This is a genomic window from Pacificoceanicola niger (assembly GCF_048553275.1).
Classification (GTDB): Bacteria; Pseudomonadota; Alphaproteobacteria; order Rhodobacterales; family Rhodobacteraceae; genus Pacificoceanicola.
In genome coordinates, this window is record NZ_JBLZMW010000005.1 from 186694 (window position 1) to 200314 (window position 13621).

Consider the following 13621-nt stretch of genomic DNA (forward strand, 5'->3'; position numbering starts at 1 on the left):
GCCCCATTTTCAGGAGATACCGCCATGGCAACCGTTGCCGTCACCGACGCCACCTTTGACGAAGAAGTCAAAAACTCCGATGTTCCCGTTGTCGTCGACTTCTGGGCGGAGTGGTGTGGCCCCTGCAAGCAGATCGGCCCGGCGCTCGAAGAGCTGGCAGCCGAATATGAAGGCAAGATCAAGATCGCCAAGGTCGACGTAGACCAGAACCCCAACGCCGCCGCGGCAATGGGCGTACGTGGCATTCCGGCCCTCTTCATCTTCAAGGACGGCCAGGTCGTCTCCAACCGCGCTGGGGCCGCCCCCAAAGCCGCGCTGGAAGGCTGGATCAAAGACTCGATCTGATCCGTACCCGACGCATGATCAAGGCCCCGCCACCCCGGCGGGGCCTTTCTCTTTTCCCGGCTTCTTCTTGGCAAGAATGCTCAAATCCCCCATATGACCCCCTAACGACCCACAGGAGGCAGAGCATGAGCGATACCGATTTCCCCGGCTGGCACGGCACCACCATCATTGGCGTGCGCAAGGACGGCAAGGTCGTCATCGCCGGTGACGGACAGGTCAGCCTTGGCCAGACCGTGATCAAGGGCACGGCCCGCAAGGTCCGTCGCCTCTCCCCCGGCGGTTACGATGTGGTTTGCGGCTTTGCGGGCTCCACCGCCGACGCCTTTACCCTTCTGGAACGCCTCGAAGCCAAGCTCGAAGCCACTCCCGGCCAATTGCAGCGCGCTTCGGTCGAGCTGGCCAAGGACTGGCGCACGGACAAATATCTGCAAAAGCTCGAAGCGATGCTGATCGTCACCGATGGCACCGATCTGTTGATCATCACCGGTGCCGGGGATGTGCTCGAACCCGAACACAACGTCGCCGCCATCGGCTCCGGTGGCAACTTCGCCCTCGCCGCCGCCCGCGGCATGATGGACACGGACAAGGACGCCGAACAGGTCGCCCGTGCGGCCATGGCTATCGCCGCCGACATTTGCGTCTATACCAACGGCAATCTGACAGTAGAGACTATTTCGGCCTGAACCGGCCCGAGAGGAAGCATATGACCGACCTGACACCCCGCGAAATCGTCTCCGAACTCGACCGCTTCATCATTGGCCAAGCCGACGCCAAGCGCGCCGTCGCCGTCGCCCTGCGCAACCGCTGGCGCCGCAAGCAGCTTGCCGATGACCTGCGCGACGAGGTCTATCCGAAGAATATCCTGATGATCGGCCCGACCGGCGTCGGCAAGACGGAAATCTCCCGCCGCCTCGCAAAACTCGCCCGCGCGCCCTTCATCAAGGTCGAAGCGACCAAGTTCACCGAAGTCGGCTATGTCGGGCGCGACGTGGAACAGATCGTCCGCGATTTGACGGATGCCGCCATCGCCATGACCCGCGAGCAGATGCGCGAAGATGTGAAAGCCCGCGCCCACGAGGCGGCCGAAGAGCGCGTGATCACCGCGATCGCCGGCGAAGATGCCCGCAGCGGCACGCGCGAGATGTTCCGCAAGAAGCTCAAGAACGGTGAACTCGATGACACATTGATCGACCTCGACGTGGCCGAAACCGCTTCCCCCCTGCCGATGATGGATATCCCCGGCCAGCCTGGCGGGCAAATGGGCATGATGAATCTCGGCGACATCTTCGGGAAGGCTTTCGGCGGACGCACCACGCGCAAGCGTCTGTCCGTCTCGGACAGCTACGAGGTGCTGATCGCCGAAGAGGCCGACAAGCTGCTCGACGATGAGCAGGTCAAGCTGGCAGCCATCGAAGCGGTAGAACAGAACGGCATCGTTTTCCTTGACGAAATCGACAAGGTTGCCGCCCGCAAGGACGCCCGCGGCGGCGACGTGTCCCGCGAAGGAGTCCAACGTGACCTGCTCCCGTTGATCGAGGGCACAACGGTCAGCACCAAACACGGCGCGGTCAAGACCGATCACATCCTGTTCATCGCGTCCGGGGCTTTCCACATCGCCAAACCCTCGGACCTGCTGCCCGAATTGCAAGGTCGCTTGCCGATCCGCGTCAATCTGCGCCCCCTTACGGAAGGCGATTTTGTCCGCATCCTCACAGAAACCGACAATGCGCTGACCCGCCAGTACTCCGCGCTCATGGCCACCGAGAATGTGACCGTCAGCTTCACGGAAGAGGGCATCGCCGCGCTGGCCAAAATCGCGGCGGAGGTGAACACCTCTGTGGAAAATATCGGCGCTCGGCGGCTCTATACGGTGATGGAGCGTGTCTTCGAAGAACTCAGCTTTGAAGCGCCCGACCAGGCGGGCAGCGACGTGATCGTGGACGCCGCCTTTGTCGAGCTGCATTTGGGCGAACTCACGCGCAGCACGGACCTCAGCCGCTACGTGCTGTAACAAGCCGCTCGCCGGTTTGAGCATTTGACCCAGATAAACGCAGCGGCGTAGCCTGAGCCTCTGGCCAAACGGTTCGTAGGGCGGGGCTGTGCCCCGCACCCTGGCGTGACGGATGGAAGATCTTCTACTTTCCGCGCTCTGTACGCTCTCGATATCAAAAACCCGCCGATAGAGACTAAAGAAAAACGCCCCGGACCACCGGGGCGTTCTCCATGCGTTGAGGCTTTCGGATCGGCGGGCTTACGCCATCCACCACCGCTCGGCCATGCGGGCATTGTCCATCTGCCAGAGATTTCCGACGGTTTCGCCATGCTGGATCTTGTTGTTCACCGCCTGCACATAGTTGGCAAACATCGGCAGCACGACGCCACCGTCGTCCTTCAGGATCTGCTGCATCTCGCCGTACATCTCGCGGCGCTTGGCGCTGTCGAGTTCGGCACGCGCCTCGACCAGAAGGTCCTGGAAGCGCTCGGAATCGTCGCGACCCCACTGGGTGTCGTTCCACGGAACGCCCTCTTCATAAGCGCTTGAGAACATCCAGTCCTCCGTCGCACGGCCTGACCAATAGCACGCGCAGAACGGTTTTTTCAGCCAGACGTTGGACCAGTAGCCATCCGCCGGCTCCTGCACCACGTTGATATTGATACCGGCCGATTTCGCCGAAGCCTGGTACAGCTGCGCCGCATCCACCGCCCCTTCAAAGGCCGCATTGGACGCCGAAAGGTCGATATCGAGGGACGACAGGCCTGCCTCTTTCAAATGGAACTTGGCTTTGTCCGGATCATAGGAATTCTGTTCCATATCAGCGTTGTAATACTGGTTGGCAGGCCCGATCGGGGTGTCGTTGCCAACGCGCCCGTGGCCAAGCAGGATCTTGTCGACCATTTCCTGACGATTGATCGCGAACTTCAGCGCGCGGCGCACGTTCACGTCATTGAACGGTGCGACGTTAGTCAGCATCGGGAAGGTGTACTGCTGGTTGCCAGTCACTTCCTGAATGCGGATTTGCGGGTTGGCACGGAGCAGCGCCTCGGTCTTGAAGTCGATCCGGTTGATGGCCTCGACCTGCCCGGTCATCAGCGCGTTCATCCGGGCGGTATTGTCGTTGATGGCGATGTATTCGATCTCATCGAAGAAGCCTGCGGAATCGCCTTTGTAGTGGCTGTCCACGCGCTTGCCGACGAACCGGACACCCGGCTCGAAGCTGACGACGCTGTAAAGGCCGGTGCCGATACCATTGGCAATCGCCTCGTCAATCTGACCCGCCGGGAACATCAGCAGGTGATAATCGGACATCAGGTAGGGGAAGTCGGCGTTGCCCGCTTCCAGCGTGAACTGAACCTGGTGGTCGGTGATCTTTTTCATCTCGGTGATGGCGGAAACGATCGGCTTGGCCGCCGATTTTGCGCCTTCGGCCACGTGCATCTGCAGCGAGGCAATCACATCGTCCGCTCCGAAAGCCTTGCCATTGTGGAAAGTGACACCCTGACGCAGATTGAAGGTCCAGGTCTTGGCATCCGAGGAGGCCTCCCAGCTCTCGGCCAGCTCACCAGCGAGCGAGCCATCCGGCTTGATCTCGGTGAGGCTGTCGAAAACACCGCCCTGCGCAGAGGCGATCATGAACAGGTCGGAGTGTGTCCGGCTATCCCAGCTGTCGGAGGTGTTGGCGCCGGACAGGCCCGCGCGCAGGCGTCCGCCGCGGGTGGCTTGTGCGCGAAGCGGCAGGCCGGAGGCGGCGAGCACACCGGCCGCAGCGCCGGTGGTCAGAAGAGCGCGTCTACTGATGCGTGTCATGGTTTGATCTCCCTGTTGTCTGGCGGTCTGACCGCCTGTTCTTGTCCCGAGTGGGTCGGATTCACGTCATGTTGTCAACCGCTGCATCACCGATGTTGTCGACACCACGGTCTGTCAGAAGATTGGTCAGCCAATCCGGATCCATCTCCGGCACAGAGCTGAGCAGAAGGTCGGTATAAGGATGGTGAGGCGGGCGGAACATTTCCGTCTTTGGCCCCTGTTCGACAACCTTGCCCTCCTTCATCACCACCACCTCGTCGGCGATTGATCGCACCGTGGCGAGATCGTGGGTGATGAACATATAGGACAGTTTCAGCTTGTCTTGTAGGTCAGCGAGCAACCGCAGGATGCCTTCCGCAACAAGTTGATCCAGCGCGGAGGTCACCTCGTCACAGATGATGAACTTCGGCTCGGCGGCAAGGGCACGGGCGATCCCGATGCGCTGCTTTTGACCGCCGGACAACTCGGACGGCAGACGATCGAAATACTGATCTGCGGGAAGCTCGATCTGGTCCAGCAATTCCTCGACGCGGCGGCGTTTGTCGCGTCCCTTCAGGCCCATGTAGAATTCCACGGGGCGGCCGATGATTTCACCGATTTTCTTGCGAGGATTCAGCGCTGTATCGGCCATCTGATAGATCATCTGAACTTGCCGCAACTGCTCCTTGCTGCGCTGGCGGTAATCAAGCGGCAGGGGCTGTCCATCAAGTTCGATCACACCCTTGCGCGGCGGAAGCAGTCCGGTGATGCAGCGCGCCGTAGTGGATTTACCAGAGCCGCTTTCCCCAACGACGGCAACGGTGCGCCCCTCGTGAATGTCAAAGCTGACATTGTGCAACACGTTGATCTTGCCATAGGCCGCCGTCACGCCCTGAACGGAAATTACAGGCGTGGCATCGGACGCCACGGCAGGCTTTCGTGGGCGCTGGAATTCGCGCACGGCCCAGAGGCTCTTGGTATAGGCCTCCTTCGGCGCGCTCAGCATCGCGCGGGTCTCGTTTTCCTCGACCTCGTCACCCTTGAGCAAAACCTTGATCCGGTCAGCCATCTGCGCAACCACCGCGAGGTCATGAGTGATATAGATCGCCGCCGTGTCGTATTCTTCGACAATGTCGCGAATGCTGGCCAGCACCTCGATCTGGGTGGTCACGTCGAGCGCGGTCGTCGGCTCGTCAAAGATGATCAGGTCGGGACGACAGGACATGGCCATCGCCGTCATTGCGCGCTGAAGCTGACCTCCGGACACCTGATGCGGATAGCGAAATCCGATCTCGTCCGGGTTGGGCAGGCGCAGCTTGCGGTAAAGCTCCATGCCATCGGCCTCGGCCTCGGCGTTGGACATGACGCCATGTTGGGTCGGCCCTTCGCTATGTTGGTCAATCAGCTTGTGGGCCGGATTGAAACTGGCGGCGGCGCTCTGTGCGACATAGGCAATACGCTTGCCCAGAAGATGGCGCTTCTGCTCGGCGCTGGCAGAGAGCAGGTCGATGCCATCAAACATCACCGAGCCCTGGGAAATGCGCACGCCATCACGGGTAAAGCCCATGGCGGCCAGTCCAAGCGTGGATTTTCCCGCACCGGATTCGCCGATCAGGCCGAGCACTTCGCCCTTTTTCAGGATGAGGTCGACACCATTGATGATCGGCATCCAGGCTTCATCGGTGCGGCCCTCCATATGAATGCCGCGCATCTCGACAAGGGTGGGACGGTCAGACATCGCTTACTCCTTCAATCCCGAGCTGCGGTGCAGCATCCAGTCTACCACGAAGTTCACGGCGACGGTCAGCAGGGCAATCGCGCCCGCGGCCAGAAGCGGCGAGGCCGCAATCTGCGGCGCGAAGGCGGCATAATTGATGAAGGCGGACAGGTCCTTCACCATCGTGCCCCAGTCGGCCAGCGGCGGTTGAATGCCGAGCCCGAGGAAGCTGAGCGCGGAAATGGTCAGGAAGACAAAACAGAAGCGCAGCCCGAATTCTGCCAGCAGGGGCGCCGTGGCGTTGGGCAGGATTTCCCTGAAGATCAGGTATCCAAGGCCCTCCCCGCGCAACTTGGCCGCTTCGATGTAATCCATGACCACGATGTTCATGCCAACCGCACGAGCAAGCCGGAAAACGCGGGTGGCGTCGATCACGGCGATGATTACGATCATGGCAATGGTCAGCCCCGTGCCGCTGACCCAGGCGGACGCCACGGTGATCAGCAACAGGGAAAAAATCAGCGAGGGAATGGCCATGAGCACATCCACGGCGCGGCTCAGAAGCTGATCGACCCAACCGCGCAAAGTCGCCGCAAGGAATCCGAGGCTGCCGCCAAGAAGGAAGGCCAGAATGGTCGTCGCAAAGGCAATGCCAACAGTGTTCTGTGCGCCATAGATCAGGCGAGAGAGGATATCACGGCCAATCTGATCCGTGCCGAGCGGGAATTCCGGATTGCCGCCCAGCGCCGGATCCCCCCCGGGCACCACATTGGCGGCAGCAAAGACCTGCTCCTGGCCGTGCGGCGCAATCAGCCCGGCAAAGATCGCGGCAAAGGCATAGATCAGAACAACAAAAATGCCGAAGGCGGCGGTCAGGGGCATTTGCCGGAAAAGCTTTCGCGAGCTGGCGGTGCCGACGGCGCGCCCCAAAAGCCGGAAGAGAAAGGCCGCGACGGCGGAGGCGGCAAGAAAATGCACCGCCCAGCGCCAGAAGATCACGGAGGCGCGCGGCGTGCCCGCATCGGTCATCGCCGGCCGCAGGTACAGCCAAATGCCCCCGACGACCAGCGCCGCCGCGAGAACATAGCCAAAAGCCACGGCATAGGGCATGTCACGAAAGTAGGGTTTGTTCTTGGTCACCGTCTGCCCGACGAACCGGAACAGCCAGCCCAGCAAAGCGATGGCGAACAGCGCGACAACACTCCAGAGAAACGCGGTCATTTCGGATGCCTCAGGCGGGGGTTTGTCATGATCGACAGGATGTCAGCAGCGAGGTTCAGCAGGATATAGGCTGCCGCAAAGATCAGGCAGCAGGCCTGCACAACCGGGATATCCCGGTTTTTCACAGCGTCCACAAAGAGCTGGCCGATGCCGGGGTAATTGAACACCACTTCCACGACCACGACACCGGTGATAAGATACGCCAGGTTCAGCGCGACGACGTTGATGATCGGCGCCCAAGCATTCGGCAGCGCGTGTTTGATGATGACACGCAAGGGCGACATCCCCTTGAGCCGCGCCATTTCGATATAGGGCGAGGCAAGAAGGCTGATGATGGCCGCGCGGGTCATGCGCATCATATGAGCCGTAACCACAAGCGTGAGCGTCAGAGCCGGAAGCAACGTGGCGACAAGCCGATCCTGAAAAGAGATGCCCTGATAGATGTTGGCGATCGACGGCAGGACCGGGTTCAGCACCGCGAGAAACAACACCAGGACATAGGCAAGGAAGAACTCCGGCGACGAGATCGACGTGAGCGTCGCAATATTTACACCCTTGTCGAAAACCGAGTTGCGATAGAGCGCGGCCAGCAAACCCAGCGTGACCGCAAAGGGCACCGCGATCGCAGCCGTCACACCAGCCAGAAACATGGTGTTGGCGAAACGCGGTGCGATCTGGTCCACCACGGTTTTGAGCGTTGCGGCACCCATGTTGCTTTGAAAATTGAGCTGCGCATAGCTGACACCGAGATCGCCGGTGAGCATCGCGCCAAGCCATGAGAAGTATCGCACGAAGAAGGGTTGATCGAGATTAAGATCCCGCCGGATGGCCGCGACGGCCTCTGGGGTTGCGGATTGGCCAAGCAGCGCCTCGGCGAAGTCGCCCGGGAGCATGTTGACCGCAGTGAAGATCACGAAGGACACGATGAGCAAGGTCAACAGCCCGAGGGCCAGTCGTTGGAGGATAATCTTGATAACTGGGTTCACGATCCTTGTCGATCCGTTGTTATAATTGACTGGCAAGTTAACAACCAAGGCACAACTGTAAAGCCTTATGTCGTTTTTCGACGAGAATGTCGGTTTTTTGCACTGCTAGCGGATGGCTGAGCAAGTCTATCAGGCACCTTCCGCCTCGGCGATACGATCCATAATGCGCACCAATTCAGCGCTGATCCCCGGCTCGGACAGGGCGTGGCCTGCGTTGCGGATCATGTGCAAGTCAGCGTTTGGCCATGCCTGCGCCAGATCCCAGGCACGCTGCGGCGGACAGATCATATCATAGCGCCCCTGCACGATATCGCCAGGAATATCGGCAATCCGGTCAACGTTGGCCTGGATCCATCCGTCGTGCTCAAGAAAACCCTTGTTCACGAAGTAGTGGTTTTCGAGCCGCGCGAACGCACGGGCATATTCTCCGGGCGCTTCACCGCCATGACCGGACGAGTAGACGGAGGCGAGGGCGTTTTCCCAGGCGGACCATGCCTGCGCATGTTTGGTCTCGATCCGCAGATCGCCGCAAAAAAGGCGCTTGTGATAGGCTTCGATCAGATCGCCGCGTTCGTCTTCGGGAATGAGATCCCGGAACCGCGCCCATGTCTCAGGCCAGAACTGCCCGGCGCCGCCGCCATAAAACCAGTCCAGCTCTACTTTCGTCATCATGAAGACCCCGCGCAGCACCAGATGGCGCGCGCGTTCAGGATGCGAAATCGCATAGATGAGCGAAAGCGTCGCGCCCCAGCTGCCACCGAAAACGATGAACCGGTCAATCTCCAGCGTCTCGCGGATCGCCTCGATATCGGCAACCAAATCCCATGTGGTGTTGTTCTTGACGCTGGCATGAGGGCGCGACCGGCCACATCCGCGCTGATCGAAGAGCACCACGCGAAACACGGCAGGGTCGAAATAACGGCGCATTGCCGGGCTGCATCCTCCCCCGGGACCGCCATGCAAGACAATAACCGGAATCCCTTCGGGATTGCCGCATTGCTCGACATAGAGTGTGTGCCCGTCACCGACCGGCAGCCTGCGGTGATCAAACGGGTCGACAGGAGGATAAAGATACTGCACTGCGCGTTTTTGGCTCGGGAATTTATCCATGATCAAACTATATGTAAGAGCGATGCAAAAAAGACCATGGGGAATGTCATGACAGTTACGGTCGACCCGTCGGAAGTGGCGAAATTCGAAGCGATGGCCGCCGAATGGTGGGATCCGAACGGCAAGTTCAAGCCACTGCACATGCTCAATCCGTGCCGCCTGGACTACATCACCACGCAAATCGCAGGGGAGTTTGACCGCGATCTGAAACAATCCGAGCCATTCAAGGGCCTGAAGATCGTCGACATCGGCTGTGGCGGCGGGCTGCTGTGCGAGCCGATGGCGCGTCTCGGGGCCGAGGTTGTCGGCGTGGATGCCGCCGAGCGAAATATTCCTGTGGCCATGACCCATGCCGAGCAGTCCGGCCTGACGATCGATTACCGGCATACCACGGCGGAGGCGGTCGTTGCGGGGGGCGAGCGTTTCGACGTGGTGCTGAATATGGAAGTCGTCGAACATGTGGCCGATCCATTGGCCTACCTGACCGCCTGCCGCGAGCTGCTCAAGCCGGGCGGGCTTCATATCTGCTCGACACTCAACCGCAATCCAAAGAGTTTCGCCATGGCCATCGTGGGCGCGGAATACGTCATGCGGTGGTTGCCGAAGGGAACGCATGAATGGAACAAATTCATCACCCCGGACGAGCTTTATGACTTGATGGAGCGCGCGGGGTTGCAGCCGGTGGACCGCAAAGGCTTCGTCTTCAATCCCATAAGCTGGAAATGGAGCCTGTCCGACCGCGATCTGTCGGTGAACTATGTCACGGCGGCATTGGCGCCCGGCGGCTGATCGCTAACGGCATCCGGCCTGCGGCTTTTGCAAAATGCTCCACGCAACAGTGCGTTCGGGCATTGCCCCTGTCGTTGTTGCGCGACATAGCTTGCGCATGGCGTTCTTTTCGTTCCTGCTGGGCAACTTTCGTTGGCTGTCCGTCGGCATCCTGCTGACCTTCCTGTCCAGCTTTGGGCAAACCTTTTTCATTTCGATCTTCTCCGGAGAGATCCGCGAGACCTTTTCGCTCAGCCACGGCGCCTGGGGCGGGATCTACACCCTTGGCACAGGGGCCTCGGCGGCGGTGATGCTGTGGAGCGGAGCGCTGACGGATCTTTACCGGACGCGCGTTCTCAGTGTGATCGTGCTGCTGGCGCTGGCGTCGGCCTGCCTTGCCATGGCGCTGAACCCCTGGGCGGCCATGCTGCCGTTTGTCATCTTTGCCCTGCGCCTCTGCGGGCAGGGGATGATGAGCCATCTCGCCGTCGTGTCCATGTCGCGCTGGTTCATCGCCTCACGCGGGCGGGCGCTGTCGATTGCCGGGCTTGGCATTGCCCTGGGCGAAGCGGTCCTTCCGGTCAGCTTTGTCTCGCTCCTGCTCATCGTGGACTGGCGGTGGCTCTGGGTCATTGTGGCCGGTGTCAGCGTGGTCGCCATTCCTGTGATTGTCGTGCTCCTGATGCAGGAGCGCACCCCGCAGAGCCACGCCGAAACCGACATATCCTATGGCATGGACAAGCGGCACTGGACCCGGATGGAGGCCCTGCGTCACCCACTCTTCTGGTTCATGGTCCCGGCAATTCTGGGGCCCGCAGCCTTTGGCACCGCGTTCTTCTTTCAGCAGGTGCATTTCGCTACCGTAAAGGGCTGGGCGCACTTCGATCTGGTGGCACTATTCCCGATCTATACCGCCGTGACCTTCGGCGCGATGCTGCTGTCGGGCTGGATGCTCGACAAATTCGGCACGGCGCGCTTGATCCCATGGTTTCAGCTGCCGGCGGTGCTTGCCTTTGCGATCTACTGCTTCAGCGAAAGCCTGTCGACGACGCTGATCGGTCTGCTGTGCATGGCGCTGACCACCGGAGCGAACAATACGTTGCCGAACGCCTTCTGGGCGGAATTCTACGGCACGCGCAATCTAGGAGCGATCAAGGCAACGGCGGCGGCGGTCATGGTCCTTGGCTCGGCACTTGGGCCGGGGATCACCGGCGGGCTTATCGACTTTGGCGTGGGGATCGAAATGCAATACCTTGGCGTCGCGGGCTACTTCATCGCGGCCACGGTGTTCATGGTGATCGGTGTCGGGCGCTATGGCGGACGGCTCTAGCGCGTGCGTTTGAGGTAAACGTAATACGCGCCGCTGCCGCCGTGTTTGATGTGCGCTTCGGCCACCTGCAACACAATGAGCGACAAAGGCGGCTGCCGGAGCCACATCGGCACCTGCCGCTTCAAGATCCCGCGCCGGTGCGGCATTGGATCATAAGGGTCCTCGCGCGATCCCTTGCCCGTAATGACAAGAACCAGCCGCATGCCGCGCGTCTGCGAAGTAAGCATAAAGCGGTTGAGCGCAGGGTGCGCCCGATCAAGCGTCATGCCGTGCAGGTCGATCCGCGCCTCGGGGACCAGCTTGCCGCGCTTGAGCCGGGTGAACGCCTTGTTGTCCATCTGCACCGGCTCGGCCTTCAGGCGCTGACTGGTGGTTATCGGGAAATAATGGGTATCCGTCTGCGGTGTGACCGACTCCCCGATGCCGAAATCGCTGATCGGCTTGGGTGGCGGCGCAGTTTTGCGCAGGCTTGGCCTGGTCGGCTCCGGGCGCTCCATCGGGTTGGGACCCTTGTGCATGGGATCGGCGCTTTTCGCCACTTGATGCCACAGCTCAAGCTCCTCCGGGCGCAGGCGCCTCCGGCTCATTGAACCGGATCCGGAAGCAGCGCGTAGGCCCGCTGGATCGGCATGAAGACAACCATGCGCCCGGCATCCTTGAGTGTGCCAGCCACACGACCAGCCTCATCGCCGGTGCCGATGAAGATATCCGCGCGCTGCGCGCCCTTGATGGCCGAGCCGGTATCCTGCGCGATCATCAACCGCCGCATCGGTATATCGCCGTCCTTCTCGATCCAGACCGGCGCTCCAAGCGGGGTGAATTTCGGGTCGACGGCAATCGAACGCATGGCCGTGATCGACCTGTTCATCGCTCCAAGCGGGCCCTTGTCTGCCGGGACCTCGCTTACCTCACGGAAAAACACATAAGAGTCGTTGTGATACAACAACTCCTCGCCCTCGATCGGATTTCGTCGAACCCAGTTCTTGATCACATCGGCAGAAACCTGATGCGGCGAATACGTGCCGCGCCGAACCAGTTCGCGGCCAAGGGACCGATAGGTATGGCCATTGAAGCCGCCATAGCCCACCCGGATCATCCGCCCATCGGAAAACCGAACACGTCCGGAGCCCTGGACCTGCAAGAAGAACAATTCGACCGGATCATCCACCCAGGCGATTTCCAATCCGCGATTATCCATGACGCCAGACGTAAGGATGTCACGACGGGTCAGCCAGGGACGAATTTTCCGGGCCTCGGGCGGCATCTTGTAGATCGGATACCGATAGCGCGCGGTAGGGTAGGGCGACCCATCGAGCTCTGGCTCGAAATACCCGGTAAAAAGTCCCTCCTGACCCTCGGTGATCAGAACCGGCCGAAAGAACAGCTCAAAGAAGGCACGCGCATTGGTGGCGTCGGCGGCAACGCCGCAAAGCGCCCGCCAATCCGGATCATCGAGATCGTTGCATGTCGCCAGAAAGGCCTTCAGCGCGCCCTGTTGGTTGTCCTTTTCCCAGCCGTCCAGGTCCTCGAACCCGAGGATCTGGTACTGCACCTCGGGTTCGGCATTGGAACGGTCAGTCATGAGGGTTAGGGCAAGAAGCGCTGCTAGGGCCGTTCGTATCATTCGTCCGTGGCGACAAGCTGCCAGTTGGGATCATCGCTGCCCATGGTGCGTCCATAGGTCCAGACGTCTTTCTGTTTCTTGACCGCCGTCGCGGAGCCTTCGATCACCTGACCGGTGTCGTCCTTGACCACGGAGGTCAGCTCGCCGACGTAGCGCACGGTGATTTCTGCGCGCCGGGTGTCCTCGTCAAAGGTAGCTTCGACCAGAGACAGTTCACGAACGCCGATGAACTCGGACTGAATGGTCAGACCCTGTTCCGCACGTTGATCCACGACCTGCTCGAACGTGTCGTAGATCTCGCTGTCGAGAAATGGCTTCAGATCCTCGATCTCGCCACGATCGAACCCCATGAGGATCATTTCGTAAGCGCCGCGCGCACCGGACAGGAAGTCGGACACACCAAAGCTCGGCTCCGCCCGTTTCATGGCGGCAAGCGCCTTGGCGCTGTCCGAGCCTTCGGGCACATGGTCGGTGATGTCGAGATCCGGACCGCCTTCGATCACCTCGAAGTCACGGGTGTCGCGACGGGACGATGGCGCCGATTGGGCAGGGGGTTTTTCGAAGCCGTCGCGCGTCCCAAGGACGCTGCGCAGACGCAAAACCAGGAAAATGGCGATTCCGGCAAGGACCAGAAGCTGCAAAATAGGCGAATTCATCTGCACCTCTTGTTGGGGGAGGATGGCAATTGGGCTGTTGCATTCTTATGTAGGTGCTGTGTGCGGGCAAGTCTACCTGC

Annotated in this window: 13 protein-coding genes; 5 read left to right on the forward strand and 8 right to left on the reverse strand. The window is 60.6% G+C overall.

The features are described 5' to 3' along the window. Positions 1 to 24: 24 nt before the first annotated feature. From trxA to hslU, 3 genes are all read left to right on the forward strand, one after another. Positions 25 to 345 (forward strand): thioredoxin, encoded by a 321-nt coding sequence (trxA, locus tag ACN2XU_RS09225; protein WP_419410140.1) that lies wholly within the window; start codon positions 25 to 27, stop codon positions 343 to 345. A 125-nt stretch (positions 346 to 470) separates the two neighbouring features. Continuing rightward, complete coding sequence (gene hslV / locus ACN2XU_RS09230) at positions 471 to 1028, forward strand: ATP-dependent protease subunit HslV (protein WP_419410141.1); 558 nt, start codon at positions 471 to 473, stop codon at positions 1026 to 1028. Between the two features lie 20 nt (positions 1029 to 1048). Beyond that, positions 1049 to 2356, forward strand: a complete 1308-nt coding sequence (gene hslU / locus ACN2XU_RS09235; RefSeq protein ID WP_419410142.1) for an ATP-dependent protease ATPase subunit HslU — start codon at positions 1049 to 1051, stop codon at positions 2354 to 2356. A gap of 240 nt (positions 2357 to 2596) precedes the next feature. On the opposite strand, the gene ACN2XU_RS09240 is transcribed toward hslU, so the two are convergent. The 5 genes from ACN2XU_RS09240 to pip all read right to left on the reverse strand — a co-directional run bounded on the left by ACN2XU_RS09240 (position 2597) and on the right by pip (position 9163). Then, a complete protein-coding gene (locus ACN2XU_RS09240) occupies positions 2597 to 4150 on the reverse strand; it encodes an ABC transporter substrate-binding protein (protein ID WP_419410143.1) in 1554 nt (517 codons plus the stop codon). 61 nt (positions 4151 to 4211) lie between these two features. Further along, the gene (locus tag ACN2XU_RS09245) at positions 4212 to 5867 is read right to left on the reverse strand and encodes an ABC transporter ATP-binding protein (RefSeq protein WP_419410144.1); all 1656 of its coding nucleotides are present in this window, start codon (positions 5865 to 5867) and stop codon (positions 4212 to 4214) included. A 3-nt stretch (positions 5868 to 5870) separates the two neighbouring features. Further along, positions 5871 to 7067: an ABC transporter permease gene (locus tag ACN2XU_RS09250; RefSeq protein ID WP_419410145.1), complete on the reverse strand. Its 1197-nt coding sequence runs from the start codon at positions 7065 to 7067 to the stop codon at positions 5871 to 5873. Further along, entirely contained in the window at positions 7064 to 8053 is a 990-nt protein-coding gene (locus tag ACN2XU_RS09255) for an ABC transporter permease (RefSeq protein WP_419410146.1), read from the reverse strand. Before ACN2XU_RS09255 ends, ACN2XU_RS09250 begins: the two co-directional genes overlap by 4 nt. Positions 8054 to 8182: 129 nt before the next feature. Next, positions 8183 to 9163 carry a prolyl aminopeptidase gene (pip, locus tag ACN2XU_RS09260; RefSeq protein ID WP_419410147.1) on the reverse strand — a complete coding sequence of 327 codons (981 nt, stop codon included), beginning with the start codon at positions 9161 to 9163 and terminating at the stop codon, positions 8183 to 8185. A 48-nt stretch (positions 9164 to 9211) separates the two neighbouring features. Between pip and ubiG the strand changes: the two genes are divergently transcribed. Next, entirely contained in the window at positions 9212 to 9952 is a 741-nt protein-coding gene (ubiG, locus tag ACN2XU_RS09265; protein ID WP_419410148.1) for a bifunctional 2-polyprenyl-6-hydroxyphenol methylase/3-demethylubiquinol 3-O-methyltransferase UbiG, read from the forward strand. 97 nt (positions 9953 to 10049) lie between these two features. After that, the gene (locus tag ACN2XU_RS09270; RefSeq protein WP_419410149.1) at positions 10050 to 11261 is read left to right on the forward strand and encodes an MFS transporter; all 1212 of its coding nucleotides are present in this window, start codon (positions 10050 to 10052) and stop codon (positions 11259 to 11261) included. Here the strand turns inward: ACN2XU_RS09270 and ACN2XU_RS09275 are convergent. Genes ACN2XU_RS09275 through ACN2XU_RS09285 form a run of 3 tightly spaced genes read right to left on the reverse strand, consistent with a single transcriptional unit; the run spans position 11258 to position 13541 of the window. Then, positions 11258 to 11848 carry a Smr/MutS family protein gene (locus ACN2XU_RS09275; RefSeq protein WP_419410150.1) on the reverse strand — a complete coding sequence of 197 codons (591 nt, stop codon included), beginning with the start codon at positions 11846 to 11848 and terminating at the stop codon, positions 11258 to 11260. The two genes, ACN2XU_RS09270 and ACN2XU_RS09275, sit on opposite strands and share 4 nt — an antisense overlap. Beyond that, positions 11845 to 12885: a murein transglycosylase A gene (gene mltA / locus ACN2XU_RS09280; RefSeq protein ID WP_500797238.1), complete on the reverse strand. Its 1041-nt coding sequence runs from the start codon at positions 12883 to 12885 to the stop codon at positions 11845 to 11847. Before mltA ends, ACN2XU_RS09275 begins: the two co-directional genes overlap by 4 nt. Then, positions 12882 to 13541: a Tim44/TimA family putative adaptor protein gene (locus tag ACN2XU_RS09285; RefSeq protein ID WP_419410152.1), complete on the reverse strand. Its 660-nt coding sequence runs from the start codon at positions 13539 to 13541 to the stop codon at positions 12882 to 12884. Before ACN2XU_RS09285 ends, mltA begins: the two co-directional genes overlap by 4 nt. Between the last annotated feature and the right edge of the window lie 80 nt (positions 13542 to 13621).